This is a genomic window from Bradyrhizobium sp. RDM12, from assembly GCF_051917485.1.
Classification (GTDB): domain Bacteria; phylum Pseudomonadota; class Alphaproteobacteria; order Rhizobiales; family Xanthobacteraceae; genus Bradyrhizobium.
In genome coordinates this window covers 2,034,106-2,055,270 of the sequence record NZ_CM133064.1, presented here as the reverse complement: position 1 = coordinate 2,055,270, position 21,165 = coordinate 2,034,106, and the positions used below count along the sequence as shown (strand labels likewise).

The window sequence follows — 21,165 nt, the reverse complement described above, 5'->3', positions numbered from 1 at the left end:
TTTTCTCCCCTTTCAGGATGATGCGGCCGGATGCAAGCACATCTCGGCCCGGATTAGAATGTGACTTTCGGCTGGATGCCGGCTCAGGTTAATGGCCCCGGGTCAGCGGCTTTGGCAATTCGCCCAGATCCCAGAACAGCCCGGCCATCACCGTCAAGGCCTCTTCGGTCAATGGCAGCAGGATGTGCTCATTGGGCGCATGCTGGGAGCATCCGGGATAGGAATGCGGGATCCAAATCGTCGGCAGGCCCAGAATCTCGGAAAATACGTCGTTCGGCAGCGAGCCGCCGAAGTTCGGCAGCACGGCCGGCATCTTGCCGGTGGTGTTCTGGACTGACTCCGCCGCCCATTGGATCCAGGGGCTGTCGAAATCGGTGCGCGAGGCGGCAAAGCTCTGGGCCGCCCGCACCTCGACCATCGGAAAGCCCTTTGCGACCAGATGGGCGCGGACGGCATCGATCAGGCCGTCAACCTTTGTGCCGACCACGAAACGCAGTTGCAGCACGGCATTGGCGTGGCCGGGAACGGCGTTCGCCGGCTTCTCGATATTGCCTGACGACAGCGCCAGCACTTCCAGCGTGTTCCAGGCATAGAGCCGTTCGGCCGCGGACAGACCGTCCTCGCCCCAGTTCTCCGCAAGCGCGGGCTCGTCCTCGGTCGGCACCACCTGCACATCGGCAAGATAGCTGCGGATCTGGTTGGTCAGCCGCGGGGGCTTCAGCGCGTCGAGTTGAAGGCGGCCGTGGCCGTCGACCAGCGTCGAAATCGCGTTGACGAGGAGGGTCGCGGGGTTCGCGAGCACGCCGCCCCAATTGCCGGAATGATGGCCGCCGTCGCGCAGGTTCACGTCGAGATAGATGCGGATGCCGCCACGGCAGCCCAGGAACAGCGTCGGCCTATCCGCCGACAGCCGCGGCCCATCGGAGGCCATGAACAGGTCGGCCTTCAGCGTGCCGCGGTTGAGATCGCAGACCTTGCCGAGATCGGGCGAGCCGATCTCCTCGCCCATCTCGACGATGAATTTGGCATTGAAGCCGAGCTTGCCGCCGCGGGCCTCGCGTACCGCGCGGAGTGCCGCCATGTTGATGCTGTGTTGGCCCTTGTTGTCCGCGGTGCCGCGGCCGTAGAGGCGAATGCCTGCTGCCGTCGTGCGCCAGGGATCGCGGCCGTCGCGCCACTCTCCCTCCATGCCGTCGACGACGTCGCCATGGCCATAGATCAGCACGGTCGGCGCGGACGTGCTCTCGATACGCTCGGCGAACAGGAACGGTGCCTTGCCGCTGGGGGATTCGACGATGCGGCTGGTGAAGTCGAGCGCGGCAAAAGCCGGTTGCATCTCCTGCTCCAGATAGGCGCGCAGCTCGGGGCCGCGCGACGGATTCTGGCTTTCGGTCTTGAAGCCGACGCGACGGTCGAGTTCGGCGAGGAACCCGCCGGATTTGAAATCGTCGCGGGCGCGGGCGATGGCGTCGGCTCTGGTCATGACTTGCTTTTTCAAGGTCTCGAGGCGGGCGAGCTTAGAGGGCTACACTGGCTCTCGGAAGTGGCGGGGCTTGGATCGTTCTTGGGATTTGCTTCTTGCTCTCTTGAGATTGGCTTGCCAAGGGCGGCAGCGCAGCTGATTTTGGCCTTGCCAAGGTCGCGATATATGCAAGAACTTCGCCAAATTGGGGCGCACATCTATCATTCGAAGGGCGCTCAGTACAGGGCGCCGGGGGACAGCATGGCCAAGCAGATCAGGCTCAACGCATTTGCGATGAATTGCGTCGCGCATCAATCGCCCGGCCTGTGGACCCACCCGCGCGACCGCACGGCCGAATATAACCGCCTGCCCTACTGGATCGATCTCGCCAGGACCCTGGAACGCGGCCGTTTCGACGGGCTATTCCTGGCCGACGTGCTCGGTGTCTATGATGTCTACGGCAACAGCCCCGACGCAGCCTTGCGCAATGCAGCACAGACGCCGTCGAACGAGCCCCTGCTTCTGCTCTCGGCGATGGCCGCGGTCACCAAGAACCTGGGATTCGGCGTCACCAGCAATCTATCCTTCGAGCCGCCCTACCCGTTCGCGCGGCGGATGTCGACGCTCGACCACCTGACCGAGGGTCGGATCGGCTGGAACGTCGTCACCGGCTATCTCGACAGCGCCGCGCGCGGCGCCGGCAAGGACAAGCAGACTGGGCACGACGACCGCTACGACATCGCCGACGAATACATGGAGGTGGTCTACAAGCTCTGGGAAGGAAGCTGGGAGGACGACGCGGTGCTGCGGGATCGCAAGCGCGGCATCTTCACCGATCCCAGCAAAGTTCATCGCATCAATCATGAGAGTGCGAATTACCGCATCAACAACACCATTCACCTCAGCGAACCGTCGCCGCAGCGGACGCCCGTGTTGTACCAGGCCGGGACTTCGCCGCGCGGCCGGCAGTTCGCCGCAAAACATGCCGAATGCGTGTTCATGTCGGGACCGTCGCCCAAGATCATTGCGCCGCGGGTCTCTGCGATCCGCCAGGAAGCCGCCGCGATCGGCCGCAACCCGGCCGAGATCCTCATGTTCAACATGATGACGATCATCCTCGGTAACACGGAGGCCGAAGCGGCCGCCAAATATGCCGACTACCGGTCGCATATCAGTCCGGAAGGCGCGCTGGCCCTGATGTCGGGATGGACCGGCATCGATTTCTCCGGCTACGAGCTCGACCAGCAGGTCCGACACGTCCAGAATGATGCCGGCCGCAGCGCACTCGATAACGTCACCCGCGGCGACCCCGACCGCGTCTGGACCGTGCGCGACGTCATCGAGCATGTCGGCATCGGCGGCGCCGGCCCGGTCGTGGTGGGCACGCCGGAAAGCGTCGCCGACAGGATCGAGGACTGGTTCGAGAAGACCGACGTCGACGGCCTCAATGTCGCGTTTGCGATCTCGCCCGGCGATTTCGAGGACATCGCCGATATGCTGGTGCCGGAACTGACCAGGCGTGGCCGGTACAAGCCGGAATACGCCAAGGGCACACTGCGAGAGAAGCTGTTCGGCGGCGGCCGTGCGCGGCTCGACGCACCGCATCCGGCGGCGGGGTATCGGTTGGGGACGAAGGGGTAGGCTGCCTCCTCCTCGTCATTGCGAGCGCAGCGAAGATTCCATGGGGAGTGGATAGCAGCCAAGTCTGAGGCCAGACTGAGGTTGCTGAAACACTCAACCTGGAGACAATGATGTTGCTCGATCATCCTTCCGACGGACTGGCCGCTATCCGCACGCAGTTTGGCGCAATTTTCGTGTCATTGGAACTGAGCCGCTCGACATGGCTGGTGACCTCGCTGTCGCCCGGCAAGGGCGAGAAGATGTCGAAGCGCAGCGTGGAGGCCGGCGATCTTGCGGAACTCTTGAAGCTGTTTGCGGAGCTGAAGCGCAAGGCACAGGCGCGAACGGGTGAGAGCTATCCGATCATCACGATCCAGGAGGCGGGGCTGGACGGGTTCTGGCTGCACCGCGCCTTGCAGCAGGAAGGCATCGAGAGCCACGTGGTCGATCCGGCCTCGATTGCGACGCCGCGCCGGCGCAGGCGGGCCAAGACGGATCGGCTCGATGGCGAGACGCTGTTGCGGGCGCTTCTGGCCTATAAGCGCGGCGAGCCGCGGGTCTGCGCGATGGTGGTGGCGCCCTCTCCGGAAGCGGAGGACCGCCGCAGGCTTTGCCGCGAGCGGCGGACATTGATCGCCGAGCGGATCGAGCATGTGAACCGGATCAAGGGCGTTCTGTTCGCGCAAGGGATATTCGGCGACGTGCCGCTGCGGCGCGATCGACGGGCACGGCTCGAAGCCTTGCGGACCGGAGATGGGCGCATGCTGCCGGCGCATCTGAAGGCCCAGATCAGCCGCGAGCTCGATCGTCTCGAACTGCTGCTCGACCAGATCGCGGCGGTGGAGCGCGAGCAGGAGGCGTTGCTGGTCGTGAGCAAGCCAGCCGGGGAGAAGGCGGATCCCGTCACGATGCTGCTCGCCCTGAAGAGCATGGGCCCGAACTTCGCGGCCGTTCTCTGGACGGAGGCGTTCTGGCGGCAATTCGCCAACCGCCGTCAGGTTGCGTCCTATGCCGGTCTTGCGGCCACGCCATGGCGGAGCGGCGGCATCGAGCGCGAACAAGGGGTGTCGAAGGCCGGCAATCCGCGGCTGAGGACCACGATGATCCAGCTCGCCTGGTTGTGGATACGCCACCAGCCTCAATCGGCGCTGACCCAGTGGTTCAAGGCCAACAGCCAGCGCGGCCGCAAGCGCACGATCGTGGCGCTGGCCCGCAAGCTGCTCGTGGCCTTGTGGAAGTACGTGACCGCCGGCGTCGTGATCGAGGGAGCCGTGATGAAGACCGTCGCCTGATGCAACGCTTCCCGCAGCCTTAAAACCAATCAGCCGAGGAACGATCAGCCTCGGCCGATCCGGGGTGGACGAACCGATGGATTGCATGGCTTCAAACGCCGCAACGAAGAATGGTCCCGTCCTCTCGAGCCTGCCCGCCGCAAGCGGAATGTTGGTGCAGTCGCTACCGCGCGACGACCGGATGTGAGTTTGATCTGGCACGCAAAACCAGATTGTCAAAACCGGCTCGACCCTGAGATCGCTGAACCATAAGGAGTAGTTCGCCCGCGGCCTCCCGACCACACAAGCCTGATGGCGTGCTCGATCACGTCAAGGTCAAGCCGCTGCGCGGCGGCTCTAACGAGCCGACCTTGACGCGATCTCCGCGCGCCATCCGAAACATCCCGCGGTCGGGACGAAGAGCTGGCCTGCAATCGAACAAAGAGCTGAACAACCGCCTTGACACACCTAATCCCCATGTGAGCAATCCAGAATCTTTCCGCGAGTGACAGCCTGGATTGCTTCGTCGCAAGTGCTCCTCGCAATGACGGCTGTGGCTACCACCTACACCTTCCCGTCCACCGTCACCTCGATCAGCTTCGTCCCCGGCCGGTTGAACGCTGACGCCAGCGTCGCTTTCAACTCGCGCGGGTCGCTGAGCTTGATTGCCTCGCAGCCGAGTGCCTTGGCGACGCCTGCGAAATCCACGGGCGGATCGACAAAGTCCATACCGACATAATTGTCGTCGCCATGGAACGCGAGCAGGCGCTGCTTGATGATGCGGTAGCCGCCATTGTTGGCGATGACGACATTGAGCGGCAGCTTGTGATGAGCCGCCGTCCATAGCGCCTGGATCGAATACATCGCGCTGCCGTCGCCGGAGAAGCACACGACGGGCCGATCCGGATTGGCGATGCTGGCGCCGACCGAGGCCGGCAAGCCCCAGCCGATGCCGCCCGAGGCGAGACCGTGATAGCCATAACGGTCGCGGTGCGGACGGAGCGCCGTGATCTGCCGGCTAGAGGTGAGACCTTCGTCCACAAGGATGGCATGGTCGGGCATCGCCTCGACCATTTGCAGCACGAGATAGTCGGGATCGATCGGCGTGCGGCCCGCGCTCCTGCCGATCTGTTCGACCAGCGCAGCGCGCCGCGCCGTCCAATTCTTCGGCGCAAGCTCGGCGAGACGCTGTTTTGCCCGTTGCGCCAGTGCGGCGCCGCCCATTTCCTTCAGCACCGGGATCAGCGCGCGCAACGTCTCCTTCACGTCCGCCTTCAGTGCGATCTCCGCACCGTAGTTCTTGGCGATCTCCCAATCGGCGAGACCGACCTGCACGATGCCAAGCCCATCCGGCAGCGCGTCGACCTCGCTATAGACCGACATCCGCAAGGGATCGCCGCCGAGCGCGACAAGAAGATCGTAGGGCGCGAGCGTATCGCGCGCGACTTTCTGCATGCGCGCAAGCGTGCCGACGAAGCTTGGGCTCTCGGAGAGGAAGTGCGAACCATAGGGCGTCGAGGATTGGTACGCGGCGGCGCCGAGCAATTCGGCCAGTTCGGCTGCCTCCTTCAACGCGTCGCTCTTGACCACCTCGTCTATGGTGACGATCACGGGGCGTTCGGCTTTCAGCAGGCGCGCGGCAAAGGCCTTGAGCGCTTCGTCCGATGGCTTTGTGCGCGCGTCGACGCGGGTGGAGCGGCCGAGATCGATGCCGGCTTCGCTGTTGAGGATGTCGCCGGGCAGCGAGATGAACACCGGCCCGGTCGGGGGCGTCATCGCGACCTTGGCGGCGCGGCGCACGATGCGCGGCAGATCCTCCAGCCGCGTCACCTCGACCGCCCATTTCACCAGTGGCTCGGCCATGCGCACCAGCGGGCCATAAAGCACCGGCTCCATCAGCCCGTGGCCCTGCTCCTGCTGACCCGCGGTCAAAATCATTGGCGTGCCCGTGAACTGGGCGTTATAGAGCGAGCCCATGGCGTTGCCGAGGCCGGGCGCGACATGGACGTTGCAGGCGACGAGCTTGCCGGAGGCGCGGCTGTAACCGTCGGCGATCGCGACCACCAGGCTCTCCTGCATCGCCATCACATAGGTGAGGTCAGGATGGTCCTTCAGCGCATGCATGATCGGCAATTCGGTTGTGCCGGGATTGCCGAACAGATGCGTAATGCCCTCGTCCTTGAGCAGCGCGAGGAAGGCGGAGCGGCCGGTGATCTGGTTCTTCATGTTTCCTCCAGGCCCCTCGGGCATTGCCGCGAGGCGACGCGCATGATGGCCGAAGTCGCGGGATGCGCGCAAGCAAGCGCACTCATGGCTGCCTTGCGCGCGCGAAGAGAAGCTGGAAAGATAGGTGCAAGCCGAAGGGACCGTCATGACCTACGACGAAGGCACCGCCGCACGGGTTCGCAAGTTGCTTGCGAGCCAACGCCACGTCGCGGAAAAGAAGATGATGGGCGGGCTCTGTTTCATGGTGGACAACGTCATGTGCTGCACCATCAGCGGCCGCGGCGGCATGCTGTTTCGCGTCGGCCCCGCAGCGCATGCGCGGATGCTGAAGGAGCCACACACGAGCCCGATGGAAATGCGCGGGCGCATCATGACCGGTTTCGTGCGGGTCTCTGATGAGGGCACGCGATCCGATGCCGGGCTCAAGATCTGGGTGAAGCGCGCGCTCGATTTCGTGGCGACGATGCCCGCCAAGCCGCCAGTGAAGAAGGCTGCGCCGCGCACGGCGGCGTCGGCCAACGCGAAGACTAAAGCGCCTCCTCGCGGCCGAGCTCGAACGGATCCTCGCCGCTAGCGCGCTTCCTCTTTTTTGAGCGCTGCCAGACCACGCCGGGAAAGCCTTTCAGTGGCACCAGCGGCTCGCCGGTATAGGCCCATTCCTGTAGCTCCTCGATCGCGATGTGATAGAGCGGCTGGCGCCCGGTGCGCTCGTTGAACAGCGCGCGCGGGATGTTGACCATGTGCGGGCCGCGCGGGCGTTCGTAGGCGATCGGCGTACCGCAATGCGAGCAGAAGCTGCGCACGGTCTTGGTCGCCTTGTCCTCATAGCGGGTCAGCGCGGACTTGCCCGAGGTGATGCGAAAGCGCTTCTTCCAGCTTCCGACATAGGTGGCGTAGGCCGCGCCATGCGCGCGGCGGCTGGCGGCGGAGTGGTCGTGCCAGGCCCAACGTGCTGGGACGTCGATCTCGAAAGTGACCTTGCCGCACAGGCACTGGCCGGTGGCAATTCCTGCGGCGACTGCGGCTTTGGCCATGGTGCTTCCCCTGAATGTCGTTGTCAGCACGACAATACACACGATCGTCATTCCGGGGCGCGACGAAGTCGCGAGCCCGGAATCCATCGGGCGGCAGACCAAGACGGGAAATGGATTCCGGGCTCGACGCTTCGCGTCGCCCCGGAATGACTGAGAGACCTACGCCGGTGTCAGCTCGCCATAAACGGGATAATCCGTATACCCCTTCTCCTCACCGCCATAGAACGTCGCGCGGTTGTACGGCGTGATGGGGTAGTCGTGCTCGAGCCGCCGCGGCAGATCGGGGTTGGAGATGAAGATGCGGCCGAACGCGATGATATCGGCATGACCCTCGGCAATCGCGGCATTCGCCGTCTCGCCGGTGAAGCCGCCGGCGGTCATCAGCACGCCGCTGTAGTGCGGGCGGAACAGCAGCATCGCCGACGGCACGTTCTCCCAGTGGACGTCGGCGCGGCCGGCACCACTGGAGCGCGGCTCGATGAAGTGCAGATAGGCAAGGCCGAGGCTGTCGAGCGCCCTCACCACGTGCGTGTAGAGCGGCATCGGATCGGGCTCGCCGGAATCGTTGGCGATACCGTGCGGCGACAACCGCACGGCGACGCGGTTGGCGCCCCAGACCTCGATCGCGGCCTGCGTCACGTCGAGGAGCAGGCGCGCGCGGTTCTCGATCGAGCCGCCGTATTGATCGGTCCGCTGATTGCTGCGCGACTGCAGGAACTGCTCGAGCAGATAGCCGTTGGCGCCGTGGATCTCGACGCCGTCAAAGCCCGCTGCGAGCGCGTTCTTCGCGCCCTGTCGGAACGCCTCGACAATGCCTTTGACCTCGTCGGTCTCCAGCGCGCGCGGCGTCTCGTAGTCGGCGAGTTTGCCGTCGGCGGTCATCGCCTTCATGCCTTCGGTCTTGATCGCGATCGCCGAGGCCGAGACCGGCGGCGCACCACCATGATAGGACGAATGCGAGACGCGGCCGACATGCCAGAGCTGGAGGAAGATGATGCCGCCCTTAGCGTGCACGGCATCGACCACCTTGCGCCAGCCCGCAATCTGCGCCTCCGAATAGATGCCGGGCGTCGCCGGATTGCCGCGGCCGTGCGAGACCACGGGCGAAGCTTCAGCGATCAACAGACCGCCTGGCGTGGCGCGCTGGCCGTAATATTCGGCATTGAGCGGCCGCGGCGAAAAGCTCTCGCGCTCGGCGCGCATGCGCGTCAGCGGCGCCATCGCGACGCGGTGCGCGAGCTTGTACGGACCGAGCTGCAACGGTCTAAACAACGCCTCGAATTTCATGTGGGCCCCGGATGCCTTTGAAAGGATGCGGATCATATAGCGAGGGGCGGCCACCGGAAAAGGCGCCGCCCCCACCAAAAGCAGATATTCCCTCGCGCGGAACGCGGGAGAGGATGGGCCTTACGCCGTCTTGATCCAGACAGCCTTCACGTTGAGATATTCCTCGACATGCTGCTTGCCGGATTCGCGGCCATAGCCGCTCATCTTGTAGCCGCCGAACGGCACGGCAGGGTCCATCGCCTGATAGCAATTCACCCACACCGAGCCGGCGCGCAAGCGTTTCGCGACCGCATGCGCCTTGGTGACGTCCCGCGTCCACAGCCCCGAGCCGAGGCCGAACGTGGTGTTGTTGGCGCGCTTGACCAATTCGTCCATGTCCTTGAACGCGATCGCCGAGATGACGGGACCAAATATCTCTTCCTGAGCGATGCGCATGTTGTCCTGGACGCCCGCGAACACCGTCGGCGAGACGAAGAAGCCCTTGGCGAGCGCACCTTCGGTGACGCGACCGCCGCCGGCAAGCGCTCGCGCGCCTTCCTTCTGCCCGATGTCGAGATAGCCGGTAACGCGCTCGAGCTGCTGCTCGGAGACCAGCGGGCCGATCTGGGTGTTCGGATCGAGGCCGTTACCGACCTGCAGCTTCTTGCCGAACTCGGCGACGCGACCGACGAATTCCTCGTAGATCGACTGTTCGACGAACAAGCGCGTGCCGGCGCTGCAGATCTGGCCGGAGTTGGCGAACACCGCCATCGCGGCGCCCGGCACGGCGGCATCGAGGTCGGCGTCGGCGAACACGATGTCCGGCGACTTGCCGCCGAGCTCGAGCGACACGCGCTTGAGGTTGCCGGCCGAGGCACGGATGATCGACTGGCCCGTGACATGCGAGCCGGTGAAGGCAACCTTGTCGACGTCATGATGCGAGGCCAGTGCGGCACCCGCGGTCTCGCCATAGCCGGGGACGACATTGACGACACCGGGCGGAATGCCGGCTTCCATCGCGAGCTCGGCGATGCGTAGCGAGGTCAACGGAGCCTCTTCGGCGGGCTTGAGCACGACGGTGCAGCCGGTCGCGATCGCCGGGCCGATCTTCCAGAGCGTCGCGGTGAGCGGGCCATTCCAGGGAATGATGGCCCCGACGACACCGACCGGCTCCTTCAGCGTGTAGGAGAAGATCTCGCCGGGCAGCGAGTTCTCGATGGTCTCGCCGTGGATCGCAGTGGTCTGGCCGGCGTAGTAGCGCAGCATGCCGACCGCGCGCAGGCGATAGGCGCGGGTGCGGCTGAGCGGTGCGCCCATGTCGAGGGTATCGAGCTGCGATAATTCGTCGAAATTCTTCTCGACCAGATCGGCGAGCTTGAGCAGCAGGTTCTGCCGCTCGAACGGCTTGACCTTGCTCCAGGAACCTTCGAACGCACGGCGAGCGGCGGCGACCGCACGGTCGATGTCTTCCTTGTCGCCTTCGGCAACGGTTGCGAGCAGTTCCCCAGTGGCGGGATTGTGAGTCTCGAAGCGCTTGCCGGACGCGGCATCCACCCATTTCCCGTCGATCAGCATCTGTTTGTAGGACCCGTTGGCGAACGGATGGCGCGTGATCGGAATAGCCTGCGACACAGCCATGGCTGCACTCCCTGGATAGGTGATTGATTGGATTCGATCTGGGCGCGATCGTTAGGTCAAACAGAATACAGCGGCGCCTGAAGGGCGTAAAGTCGGCGTGGAACGAAGCCCTGCCATGCCGGCTTGTGGAGGGTCGCGCGAGCGCCATGATATAGCTCGACCGAGCGCGCCGCCCCTTCCCAGAGAATTGCCATGCCGCATCCTGTCATCGCCAAGGGCAATGTCGCCGTGATCACCGGGGGCGCATCTGGCATCGGCCTTGCGGCAGCAACAGCGTTTGCGCGCGCCGGAATGAAGGTGTGCATCTCCGACATCGACGAGGGACGGCTGGCAGAGGCTGCAACAAAACTGTCATCGATCGCGGGGAACGCGAATGTGATGACGTCCGCGGCCGACGTCAGCCGGATCGAAAGCGTGACGGAACTGGAACGCGCCGTGGGCGCGCATTTCGGCGCCACGGACCTGCTGATGAACAATGCCGGCATCCAGCCGGGCAGCACATTGCTCGGCGCATCAGACAATTGGCAGCGCATCATTGACGTCAACATGTGGGGCATCATCAACGGCACGCGTGTCTTCGCGCCCAACATGATCGCGCACGGCAAGGCCGGCCTGATCATCAATACCGGCTCCAAACAGGGCATCACCACCCCGCCCGGCGATCCCGCCTACAACGTCTCCAAGGCCGGCGTGAAGGCGTTTACGGAAGCGCTCCAGCACGAGCTGCGCAACACCCGGGATTGCCATGTCACCGCGCATCTGCTGATCCCCGGTTTTGTCTTCACCGGGCTCACCGCAAAGGGCCGCACCGAAAAGCCGGCCGGCGCGTGGACGCCGGAGCAGACTGTCGATTTCATGCTTGCGCGGCTCGATGCCGGCGATTTCTACATCCTCTGCCCGGATAACGACGTACCGCGTGCGCTCGACGAGAAGCGTATACTCTGGGCCGCCGGCGATATCGTCGAGAACCGGCCGCCATTGTCGCGCTGGCATCCGGACTACGCGGATGCGTTCGCGAAATTCGTGAAGGGGGATTAGGCTTGCTCGATCTTTCGCTCCCCCCGTTTCGTATGGGGAGAGGTGAAGGCGCCTACAGGGTTTCCTGCTGGTGCCCACAATTCTTGCAGGCGAACTTGACGCGGCTTTGGCCTTTTTCCGCCTGCACCCGGTTCGGCGCGCCGCACTTGCCGCAAACGGCCTCGATGCGGGTCGTGCCGTGCTTGACGACGATGGACTTCTTTTCCATCGATTCGCGGATCAGGCGCTCGGCCTCCTCACGCTGGGATTGTTTCGACAAAGCTCGTCTCCGCCTCTGAAAGCGCGAGAGCCATATCGCACCTGCGTTCGAATCTCAATCGGCAATGCCGGCTCAGACCTCGACAATCACATAACTATCCTCGACATGCACCGGAAACGTCTCGGCGACATACGGGCCTTTCTGCAATTCCTCGCCGCGTTCCACCGCGACCGGATACGACCGGATCTTGACGCGTTTGGGATCGAACCAGGACTGGCCGTTGCGCATGTCGAATTCCCAGCCGTGCCAGGGACAGCGCAGCATCTCGCCGACTCGAGAGCGCTCATAGACGCCGGGCTCGGGCGAGGTCAGTCGCGCCACGCAAGCCGCCTTCTCCAGCGGCGCGCCTTCATGCGGGCAGCGATTCAACAGCGCAAAGAACTCGCCATTGACATGGAACACGACGATATCGCGGCCCGCGATGTCGACGACCTTGTTGCCGCCGGGCGGGATCTCGGAGGTAGACGCGACGATGTGACGGGCCATGTGATCAAAACTTGTAGACCGCACGCGCATTGGTGCTGAAGATCTTTGTCCGCTCGGGCTCGGTGAGCGGAGTCTTGAAGGCGAAGCGCGGATCGTCGAAATCCCAGTGCGGATAGTCCGACGAGAACAGCAGGCGATCGATACCGACCCATTCGATCAGCGAGCGCAGATGCCGCGCCTCGTCGGGCTCGTCGATCGGCTGGGTCGTGAACCAGAAATGCTCGCGGACGTATTCCGACGGCTTGCGCTTGAGATGCGGCACTTCGCTGCGGAACCGCTCGAAATGCTGGTCCATCCGCCACACCGCCGACGGGATCCAGCCGAAGCCGCCCTCGATGAAGACGATCTTTAATTTTGGAAACCGCTCCGGCACGCCCTCGATGACCAGGCTGGCAAGCTGCGCCGCAATGGTGTGCGCGTTGGACTGGTGCTCCTCGACATAATAGGACGGCCAGCCGCCGCCGGTCGGCGCGTGGCCGCCATAGCCGCCGACATGGATGCCGAGCGGCAGGTTCAGCGCTTGCGCGCGCTCGTAGATCGGCCAGTAACGGCGGCGGCCGAGCGGCTCGTTGGCGCGCGGCGAGACGTTGATCTGGATGTACTCACCGATGTTGGCGCAGCGGTCGATCTCGGTGATCGCAAGATCCGTGCCGTCCTGACCGACCAGGATCGAGGCCTTCAGGCGCGGATCCCGGTGCGACCAGAACGCCAGTTGCCAGTCATTGATGGCGCGCTGGACCGCGGCGCCGAATTCCAGGTTCTGCTGCGAGAAGATGAAGAGATCGAGCACCTGCAAGATCCCGAACTCGACATCGAGCGGATCGAGATGCTGCATGCGCATGAAATCGAGATCGGAGCCGGGCGGCCCACCGGTCGGCGGCCAGGCATCGCGCCGCGCGATCAGCGGCGATGAGCGCGGATAGGGCGTCGTGAACAGATAGGGCGTGCGCAGATGGCTGCCATATTCCTTCAGGTGCTGCTGCCAGCGCTTCGGCAGGAACTCGTTCAGGTCGTCGACCGAATGCAGGCTCGGATGCACGTCGCAATCGACGATGCGCAGCCGCGAGGCGGCGGGCTTCTCGTCGTCACGCAGCGGACGGTCGATGACTTCACTCATGCGAACCTCCAATGATCAATTCAGCGACAGCCGCGGAAATGTCTCCATCGGATTGTCGACGCACATCTTGTCAATGATGCTCTTCGGCAGATGCGGCGGGATCGGATCGTCACCGTCGAACTGCCAGTGCGGATAGTCGGACGCGAACAGGAACATCTTGTCGGAGCCGATCTGGTCGATGATCTCCTCGACGCTTTTGGCGTCGCCGGGCGCATCGAAGGGCTGCATGGTGACGCGAAAATTGTCGCGGATGATCGCGGCGGGCTCGCGTTCGACCCAGGGCACCTCGACGCGCACGCCGCGCCAGGTCTTGTTGGCGCGCCACATGAAGGCCGGCAGCCAGCTGACGCCGGACTCCATCAGCACGACCTTGAGATCGGGATATTTGCCGAACACGCCCTCGTAAATCAGGCTGAGGATCTGCGCCTGAAACGCCTGTGCCTCGACGAAGTAATATTCGTAGCGATACGACGGCCAGCCGGCCGAGCTCGGCGCCTGCCGATATTGCGTTCCGGCGTGAATCGCGAGCGGCAGCTTGTACTTTTCAGCGAGATGGTAGACCGGCCAGAAATGCCGCCGGCCCAGCAGCGTCTCGCCCTGTGCCAGCACCAGGATTGAGACGAAGCGATGATCGCTCGCGCGGCGCTCGATCTCTTCGACGGCGAGATCCGGCGCCTGCATCGGCACCACGATGGAGGCGCGCAGGCGCGGGTCTCGCGATAACCATTCGGCGGCAATCCAGTCATTGATCGCCTTGCAGAAGTCCGCCGCCATATAGGCATCGAACACGGCCTGAGCGCCGTAGAGCACGTTGAGGATCGCATGGCTCGCACCCAATTGGTCGAAGGCGCCCCTCTGCACCATCGCCAGATCAGAGCCCGGCTTCGTGCCGTTGGCCGGCCGCCAGTCGGCGCGGCCAGAGAACGGCATGCCCGGCGGATAGGAGGTGAGGTCGAGGCCGTCGATAGCACGGCTCACCACCTGTTCCTTCCAGTGATCGCTGAGATAAGGCAGCAGCGTCGTGCGCGTGCCACCGACCGCCGGGTGGATGTCGCAGTCGATCCGCGTCACCGCCATGGATGCTTCCTCGCCAAGATCTTGTACGTACGTCTTTATTGGCGGCATTCTTCGCGCCGCCTGCGCAGAGTGCGCCGGCCCGTGCCGACGCGCAAGGGCGCGGGCCGGCGCGATCCGTCATGGCTCGGTTGCATTTCGCAGGCGCGATATCAGGTCAGGCCGGTGCATCCAGCGCAATCGCGGTCTCGATGCGGAGCGGCGGCTGATTAAAATTTCGCCTGTCGCATCGCAGCCGGCACGCTTAGCTTCCGCTTCGTACTGTCCTCTCTTTGCTCTTCCGGAGTTCCCATGGCCCTCCTCATCCGCGGCGGCACTGTCGTCAATCATGATCATTCGCGCAGAGCGGACGTGCTGATCGAGGGCGACACCATCGTCGCGGTCGCCGCAGCGATCGCGGCGCCAACGGGGGCGGAGACCATCGATGCCGGCGGCGCCTATGTCATTCCGGGCGGGATCGATCCGCACACCCATCTCGAAATGCCGTTCATGGGCACGGTCACCGCCGACGATTTCGAGTCCGGCACCAAGGCGGCGCTGAGCGGCGGCACCACCATGGTGGTGGATTTCTGCCTGCCCGATCCCGGTCAGTCGATGCTCGCTGCCTACCAAGAGTGGCGGCACAAATCCGAGAAGGCGGCCACCGACTACGGCTTCCACATGGCGGTGACGTCGTGGTCAAAGCAGATCTATGACGAGATGGAGACCGTCGTCAAAACCTACGGCATCAACACCTTCAAGCATTTCATGGCCTACAAGGGCGCCCTGATGGTGAACGACGACGAGCTCTACAACTCGTTCGCGCGGTGCGCCCATCTGGGCGCGATGCCGGTGGTGCATGCCGAGAATGGCGACGTCGTCGCCCTGATGCAGGAGGCGCTGATCGCGCGCGGCGTCACCGGTCCCGAAGGCCATGCCTATTCACGACCGCCGGAGGTCGAGGGCGAAGCCACCAACCGCGCCATCATGATCGCCGACATGACGGGCACGCCGGTCTATATCGTGCACACTAGTTGCCGCGAGGCGCATGAGGCGATTGCGCGGGCACGGGCCGCGGGAAAACGCGTCTATGGCGAGCCGCTGATCCAGCACCTGCTGCTCGACGAGCGTGAATATCAGAACAAGGACTGGGATCATTCCGCGCAACGCGTGATGTCGCCGCCGTTCCGCGACAAGTCGCACCAGGATAGCCTGTGGGCCGGCCTGCAGTCCGGCTCACTGCAAGTGGTCGCGACCGACCACTGCGCCTTTACCACCGAGCAGAAGCGGTTTGGCCTCGGCGACTTCAGGAAGATCCCGAACGGCACCGGCGGCCTGGAAGATCGCCTCGCGTTGCTATGGACCGCGGGCGTCGCGACTGGGCGGCTGACGAAGGAAGAATTCGTCGCGGTGACCTCGGCGAACATCGCCCGCATCCTCAACATCTATCCGCGCAAAGGCGCAGTCGCCGTCGGCTCGGATGCCGACATCGTGGTGTGGGATCCCAAGGCGACGAGGACCATCAGCGCGAAGCGGCAGATGAGCCGGATCGACTACAACGTGTTCGAAGGCTTTGCCTGCACCGGCGGGCCTGCCGCCACGCTCTCGCGCGGCCGTATCGTATGGAAGGATGGCGATCTGCGTGCCGAGCCGGGCGACGGACACTATGTCGAGCGGCCGGCCTTCTCACCGGTGCATGTCGCCAATTCGACCTGGAAGGAACTGACCGCCCCTCGCGCGGTCACACGCGGAGCGGTGACGCCGTAGCAGGGCGTCACGGGCGGTTTAGATCGCGAACACCCAGGCGGCGACGATGGTGCCGATGGTGACGAGACCGGCGATGGTCCAGCCGGCGGCGTATTCCAGCTCAGGATGACCAGTCGCCCGCATGATCTCTGCCGGATCGGCGGTATGCTTCTCTGCCATGGCGGCCTCGCATGTTACGTCCCGCGTCATAGATAAGTCGCTTCAGCCGCCATTTGGTTCCATCACGGAAATGCGAGAATGACGCAGCTTGGTTTGTTCGCCGAACCGGACGCGGGACCCGCGGGCCTTCGCTATACCGACAATTTTATCGACACCGCCGCCGAGCAGGCGTTGATCGGCCGCATCGCAGCATTGCCGCTCCAGCGCTTCCAGTTCGGCGCCTTCGAGGGCAACCGCCGGGTGGCCTGGTTCGGGTATCAATACGACTATGCGCAGCAGCGGTTGACCGAGGCCGAGCCGATCCCGGACTGGGCCACGCCCATCGCGCGGCAGGCCGAGGCATGGGCGGGCCTGGCCGCGGGCAGCGTGCGGCAGGTGCTGTGCACCGAATATGACGCCGGCGTCGGCATCGGCTGGCATCGCGACAAGCCGCACTTCGATAAGGTCTTTGGCCTGTCGCTGGACTCGGCTTGCAAATTCCGCTTCCGCCGCCGCAGCGGCGGCAAATGGGAGCGGCACACCCTCGAGGCCCTGCCGCGCTCGCTGTACCTGATGGATGGCGAGGCGCGGTCGCAATGGGAGCACAGCATCCCGCCGGTCGCGGCACGCCGCTATTCCGTCACCTTCCGGACGATGAAGCGGGCCTGACCAGCAAAAACGCGAAAACAACCCCATGCACGGTAGAACGCCCGCTTCGCGGCGGGTCGAGCTCAGCCTTCCCCAGGCCGGCACATCCGTCATAGGCTCAGCGCGCGGCTGGTGGCGGTGAAGCCGTGATCTTCGAGGAGAGACGCCCATGAAACGTGGTGACCGCGGACAGGATTGTCTGCCGCACCAGCAATGTCGACCTCACCTTGCGCAACTGCGATGTCAGCTTCGGCAAGAAGGTCAAGACCGTGAACGGCTCCACGGCGAACGAGATCTTCGCGACCGAGGCGCTGGCCGGCATCCCGCCTGACGGTGCGGCGGGATCGAATTTCGAGAGCCTGAGCAAGCAGAGCTGCACGATCGACCCCAACGCGATCAGGCAGAAGGACGGCAGTGGGACGGATTGCACGTTCCAGCCGGCCGATTGAACAGGGCGCGAGAGGGCGAACCAGAGGTGCCGTGAAATCGCCGCAAGACGAACTGACAACACCAAGTCATAAGGCGACTTGAAAACATAGGCCAAACCGGCGCACTAACATGAAGCGCTCAAGGCCGGCACCATCATGATAATGAAGAATTGTCTCGCGTTTTTGCTTGTTCTGACCGTGTCAGCGGCCTCGGCACACGGCCCATTGCCGGCGCGGCTGGTGGGACCGTCGGATCTCGTGCCGGTCGGCCTCACCGATAACGACACGACCGCCGGCGGCGTCGCACGGCTGTGCGAGCAGGTCACCTTCTCGCGCGGCTTGCGCTATGGCGACAGCGAAGCCAATGTGCTCGACGTCGCGATCAGCGAGACCACCAAGGCGGATACGCCGCGGCCGGTGCTGCTGTTCGTGGCGGGCGACACGTTTACCGGCGACCGCGCCGCGCCGGACCTGTCCCGCGAGATCCAGGACGAGGCGATGTGCTTTGCCGCGCGCAACGGCATGATCGGGGTGCGCGTGAACTACCGCCTCGCGCCGACTGCGACCTGGCCGATGGGCGCAACCGACGTGGCGGCGGCGCTATCCTGGATCCACGGCAATATCGACCTGTTCAACGGCGACGCCCGCGAGATCGTCGCGGTCGGCTATGGCGCCGGCGCCTTCCATGTCGCGAGCCTGCTGGCGCACCCCGAGCTCCAGGCCGACCGCGCCGATGTCGCAGCGGTCGTGCTGGTGTCCGGCATCTACCGCGCCGGCAAGGACGCCAGCGACAGCGAGAAGGCCTATTTCGGCACTGACGCCGCTCAATATGAGAAGCGCTCGGTATTTCCCGGCATTCTCAATGTCGATGCACCGATCGTGCTGGCCTGGGCCGCCAACGATCCTGCCAACCTCATCGCGCAGGGCGAGACCCTGAGGAAGACGCTCTGCGGCGCCGGCCACTGCCCGCGCACCACCCTGCTGCGCAGCCGCGACGGCATCGCTGCCGCATTTGGGCTCGACGGCTCCGGCGACAGCCTCGCCGAGCCGACGCTGCTGCTGGTGCATCAGCTCGAGGCGCGCGGGCTGCCGTAGCGGCGCCCACGTCAGCACGACTGCCGTTTGGTCCGGCGCAACTTCGAAACGAGCCGTCAAGCCACAGGAATGACAAACGCTTGACCTAGATCAAGCGACTTGGCCGATCGAACCGACCTCCATGAGGGGCCAACGACGAGGTGTCGAGCATGCGCGTCACCGGCAGGCTGCTGTTCGTTTTGATCGCCGCACTCGCCTCGCTGGGGGCGATGTCGCAGCAGCGTTCGGATCAACCCGCTCCCGACAACGAAATCCGCATCGGCAATCTCATGCCGTATTCGGGCCCGCTCTCGGAATTCGGCGCGATCGGTCAGGCCGAGGCCGCCTATTTCGACATGGTCAACGATCGCGGCGGGATCAACGGCCGCAAGATCCGCTTCATCAGCCGCGACGACAATTCCGATCCCACGGTCGCGCTGGAGCTGACCCGTAACCTCGTCGAGAAGGACGACGTGCACTTGATGTTCGGATCATTCGGGACGCCCGGCAATCTGGCCACGCGCTGGTATCTGAACGAAAAGAAGGTCCCGCAGCTTTTCGTGGCCTCCGGCGACGAGGAGCTGAGCCAGGCCAAGGCGTTTCCCTGGACCATGGGCTGGCAGCCGACGTTCCGGTCGGAGGGGCGCATCTACGCCAACTACATCCAGGCCTATTATCCGCATCGCAAGATCGTGGTGCTGTGGCAGAACGACCAGTTCGGACGGGCGCTCTTCAAGGGCATCGAGGAGGGTCTTGGCAGCCTGAACCGTCTGATTCTCGTCGACATCGCCTTCGACATCTCAGATCAGCATCTCGAAGGCCACGTCTCGATCCTCAAGCGCGCGGGTGCCGATGTTTTCGTCTTTCTCGGCGTGCCGTCGACGGCGGCCCAGGTGATCAAGCTGGCCGCGGCTCTCAATTGGCATCCGGTCGTCATCGTGAACGATGCTTCCGCCTCGATCGCCAATGCAATGGCGCCTGCCGGCCTGCAGAATTCGGCCGGGGTGATCTCGACGGCTTTCCTGAAGGATCCGAGCGACCCCGCATGGAAAGACGATGCCGCCATGAAGGACTGGCTCGCCTTCATGGATAAATACCATCACGTCGAAAGCACGAACAACAGTGCCGCGCTCTATGGCTACGCCGCGGCCGAGGCGATGACGCAGGTGCTGAAGCAATGCGGTGACGACCTGTCGCGCGAGAACATCATGCGTCAGGCGGCTTCGCTCAGGGATTATCACCCCTCCGTTGCGCTGCCCAACATCAGGATGAATACGTCGGCCGACAGCTATCTGCCTATCAAGCAGATGCGGCTGGTCCAGTTCGACGGCCGCTCCTGGCAGCCCTTCGGCGCGGTGATCGAAACGGCGTTTTCGGAAGGTGCGGCGCCGTGAGAGGACACGGGCCATCTTTTCGTTTCACGTCGAATGTTTAAGATCGGGCATGGACCTGCATTCACTCCGCCGGGAGACCCCATGACCGAGACTATCCGCATCAGGCGCATCAGCGCGCGCCCCGTGATCGTGCCGATGAATTTGCCGCTCCAGACCTCGACGGGCACGGTCGCCAAGGCGCCGCTGGTGCTGATCGACTGCGAGACGGACCAGGGTGCTGTGGGGCATGCCTATCTGTTCTCGATCACGCCGTCGGCCCTGAAGCCGCTGACCGCGATGGTCACGGAAATGTCGGAGCTGCTCGCGGGCGACGAATTGCTGCCGTTCGAGATCGAGCGCAAGCTGACCCAGCGTTTCACGCTGCTCGGGCTCGCCGGGCTGCAACGGCTGGCGCAATCCGGCATCGACATGGCGGCATGGGACGCACTGGCCCGCACGCGAGGCCTGCCGCTCGCCCGCCTGCTCGGCGGCGCGCCGAAGCCGGTGAAGGCCTACAATTCGAAAGGGCTCGGCATCATGCCGGCGGGCACCGCGGTGGAGGAAGCCCACAGGCTGCTGGCCGAGGGTTTTCACGCCGCAAAAATCCGCGTCGGCCGGCCCGATGCGCGCGAGGACCTCGCCGTGGTGCGCGCGGTGCGAAAAGCCGTCGGCGATGAGGTGACGCTGATGTGCGACTACAACCAGGCGCTGACGGTGAGCGAGGCGATCCGCCGCGGCGAGATGCTCGACGACGAAGGCCTGACCTGGATCGAGGAGCCGATCCGCCATGACGACTATGTGGGTTGCGCCCGCATTGCGGACGCACTGCGCACACCGGTCCAGATCGGCGAGAATTTTGACAGCGCCTTTGCGATGCAATCGGCGCTATCGGCCGAGGCCTGCGATTGCGTGATGCCCGACGTGCAGCGGATCGGCGGCGTCACCGGCTGGCTCCGCGCAGCCGCGCTCGCGCACGCCGCCGGCATCGAGATGTCGACGCATCTGTTCTCGGAGGTCAGCGCGCACCTGCTCTGTGTGACGCCGACGGCGCATTGGCTGGAATATGTCGACTGGGCCGACGCGGTGCTTTCAACGCGACTGAAGATCAAGGACGGCTTCGCGCTGCCGGGCGAGGAGCCCGGCAACGGGATCGCGTGGGATGAGGCGGCGGTGAGGAAGTATCTGGCGGGGTAGCTGCACTCACTCGCCGCTTGCGGGTGACGAAACACAGCTAGCGCACAACGGAGGTGCGCCCCCTCTCCCGCTT

Annotated in this window: 19 protein-coding genes and 1 pseudogene; 10 read left to right on the top strand and 10 right to left on the bottom strand. The window is 64.4% G+C overall.

Going from position 1 to position 21,165, the window contains the following annotated elements; genetic code table 11:
- Nucleotides 1–88 precede the first annotated feature (88 nt).
- Nucleotides 89–1,483 (bottom strand): M20 family metallopeptidase, encoded by a 1,395-nt coding sequence (locus tag ACTGJ9_RS09785; protein WP_456676888.1) that lies wholly within the window; start codon nt 1,481–1,483, stop codon nt 89–91.
- 240 nt (nt 1,484–1,723) lie between these two features.
- Here ACTGJ9_RS09785 and ACTGJ9_RS09780 point away from each other — a divergent pair, with 240 nt between their 5' ends.
- The gene (locus ACTGJ9_RS09780) at nt 1,724–3,103 is read left to right on the top strand and encodes an LLM class flavin-dependent oxidoreductase (protein ID WP_456676887.1); all 1,380 of its coding nucleotides are present in this window, start codon (nt 1,724–1,726) and stop codon (nt 3,101–3,103) included.
- A gap of 107 nt (nt 3,104–3,210) precedes the next feature.
- Nucleotides 3,211–4,374 carry an IS110 family RNA-guided transposase gene (locus ACTGJ9_RS09775; RefSeq protein WP_456675946.1) on the top strand — a complete coding sequence of 388 codons (1,164 nt, stop codon included), beginning with the start codon at nt 3,211–3,213 and terminating at the stop codon, nt 4,372–4,374.
- A gap of 543 nt (nt 4,375–4,917) precedes the next feature.
- On the opposite strand, the gene ACTGJ9_RS09770 is transcribed toward ACTGJ9_RS09775, so the two are convergent.
- The gene (locus ACTGJ9_RS09770) at nt 4,918–6,579 is read right to left on the bottom strand and encodes a thiamine pyrophosphate-binding protein (RefSeq protein WP_456676886.1); all 1,662 of its coding nucleotides are present in this window, start codon (nt 6,577–6,579) and stop codon (nt 4,918–4,920) included.
- A gap of 124 nt (nt 6,580–6,703) precedes the next feature.
- Between ACTGJ9_RS09770 and ACTGJ9_RS09765 the strand changes: the two genes are divergently transcribed.
- Nucleotides 6,704–7,153 (top strand): TfoX/Sxy family protein, encoded by a 450-nt coding sequence (locus ACTGJ9_RS09765; protein ID WP_456676885.1) that lies wholly within the window; start codon nt 6,704–6,706, stop codon nt 7,151–7,153.
- On the opposite strand, the gene ACTGJ9_RS09760 is transcribed toward ACTGJ9_RS09765, so the two are convergent.
- The 3 genes from ACTGJ9_RS09760 to ACTGJ9_RS09750 form a co-directional block, all read right to left on the bottom strand.
- Complete coding sequence (locus ACTGJ9_RS09760) at nt 7,107–7,613, bottom strand: GFA family protein (protein WP_456676884.1); 507 nt, start codon at nt 7,611–7,613, stop codon at nt 7,107–7,109. The two genes, ACTGJ9_RS09765 and ACTGJ9_RS09760, sit on opposite strands and share 47 nt — an antisense overlap.
- 159 nt (nt 7,614–7,772) lie before the next feature.
- Nucleotides 7,773–8,900 carry an alkene reductase gene (locus ACTGJ9_RS09755; protein ID WP_456676883.1) on the bottom strand — a complete coding sequence of 376 codons (1,128 nt, stop codon included), beginning with the start codon at nt 8,898–8,900 and terminating at the stop codon, nt 7,773–7,775.
- A gap of 120 nt (nt 8,901–9,020) precedes the next feature.
- Nucleotides 9,021–10,517, bottom strand: a complete 1,497-nt coding sequence (locus ACTGJ9_RS09750; RefSeq protein ID WP_456676882.1) for an aldehyde dehydrogenase family protein — start codon at nt 10,515–10,517, stop codon at nt 9,021–9,023.
- Between the two features lie 192 nt (nt 10,518–10,709).
- On the opposite strand from ACTGJ9_RS09750, the gene ACTGJ9_RS09745 reads away from it, so the two are divergent.
- Nucleotides 10,710–11,555, top strand: coding sequence for an SDR family NAD(P)-dependent oxidoreductase (locus tag ACTGJ9_RS09745; RefSeq protein ID WP_456676881.1), 846 nt, complete (start codon nt 10,710–10,712; stop codon nt 11,553–11,555).
- Between the two features lie 52 nt (nt 11,556–11,607).
- Here ACTGJ9_RS09745 and ACTGJ9_RS09740 read toward each other — a convergent pair whose 3' ends face one another.
- The 4 genes from ACTGJ9_RS09740 to ACTGJ9_RS09725 form a co-directional block, all read right to left on the bottom strand.
- Complete coding sequence (locus ACTGJ9_RS09740; protein ID WP_456676880.1) at nt 11,608–11,814, bottom strand: hypothetical protein; 207 nt, start codon at nt 11,812–11,814, stop codon at nt 11,608–11,610.
- 72 nt (nt 11,815–11,886) lie between these two features.
- Nucleotides 11,887–12,300, bottom strand: a complete 414-nt coding sequence (locus tag ACTGJ9_RS09735) for a Rieske (2Fe-2S) protein (protein ID WP_456676879.1) — start codon at nt 12,298–12,300, stop codon at nt 11,887–11,889.
- 4 nt (nt 12,301–12,304) lie between these two features.
- On the bottom strand, nt 12,305–13,417 hold the full coding sequence (locus ACTGJ9_RS09730; RefSeq protein ID WP_456676878.1) for an amidohydrolase family protein: 1,113 nt from the start codon (nt 13,415–13,417) through the stop codon (nt 12,305–12,307).
- Nucleotides 13,418–13,432: 15 nt separating this feature from the next.
- Complete coding sequence (locus ACTGJ9_RS09725; protein ID WP_456676877.1) at nt 13,433–14,494, bottom strand: amidohydrolase family protein; 1,062 nt, start codon at nt 14,492–14,494, stop codon at nt 13,433–13,435.
- Nucleotides 14,495–14,782: 288 nt separating this feature from the next.
- Here ACTGJ9_RS09725 and hydA point away from each other — a divergent pair, with 288 nt between their 5' ends.
- Nucleotides 14,783–16,237 carry a dihydropyrimidinase gene (hydA, locus tag ACTGJ9_RS09720; RefSeq protein WP_456676876.1) on the top strand — a complete coding sequence of 485 codons (1,455 nt, stop codon included), beginning with the start codon at nt 14,783–14,785 and terminating at the stop codon, nt 16,235–16,237.
- An 18-nt stretch (nt 16,238–16,255) separates the two neighbouring features.
- Here the strand turns inward: hydA and ACTGJ9_RS09715 are convergent, their stop codons facing one another.
- The gene (locus ACTGJ9_RS09715) at nt 16,256–16,396 is read right to left on the bottom strand and encodes a hypothetical protein (protein WP_007597071.1); all 141 of its coding nucleotides are present in this window, start codon (nt 16,394–16,396) and stop codon (nt 16,256–16,258) included.
- Between the two features lie 78 nt (nt 16,397–16,474).
- Here ACTGJ9_RS09715 and ACTGJ9_RS09710 point away from each other — a divergent pair, with 78 nt between their 5' ends.
- From ACTGJ9_RS09710 to ACTGJ9_RS09690, 5 genes and pseudogenes are all read left to right on the top strand, one after another.
- The gene (locus tag ACTGJ9_RS09710) at nt 16,475–17,044 is read left to right on the top strand and encodes an alpha-ketoglutarate-dependent dioxygenase AlkB (RefSeq protein WP_456676875.1); all 570 of its coding nucleotides are present in this window, start codon (nt 16,475–16,477) and stop codon (nt 17,042–17,044) included.
- Nucleotides 17,045–17,199: 155 nt separating this feature from the next.
- Nucleotides 17,200–17,472: pseudogene (locus tag ACTGJ9_RS09705) on the top strand (hypothetical protein); the annotation flags it as partial.
- Between the two features lie 141 nt (nt 17,473–17,613).
- The gene (locus ACTGJ9_RS09700) at nt 17,614–18,546 is read left to right on the top strand and encodes an alpha/beta hydrolase (RefSeq protein WP_456676874.1); all 933 of its coding nucleotides are present in this window, start codon (nt 17,614–17,616) and stop codon (nt 18,544–18,546) included.
- Nucleotides 18,547–18,695: 149 nt separating this feature from the next.
- Entirely contained in the window at nt 18,696–19,919 is a 1,224-nt protein-coding gene (locus tag ACTGJ9_RS09695; protein ID WP_456676873.1) for an ABC transporter substrate-binding protein, read from the top strand.
- An 81-nt stretch (nt 19,920–20,000) separates the two neighbouring features.
- Complete coding sequence (locus tag ACTGJ9_RS09690; protein ID WP_456676872.1) at nt 20,001–21,092, top strand: enolase C-terminal domain-like protein; 1,092 nt, start codon at nt 20,001–20,003, stop codon at nt 21,090–21,092.
- The last annotated feature ends 73 nt before the right edge of the window (nt 21,093–21,165 follow it).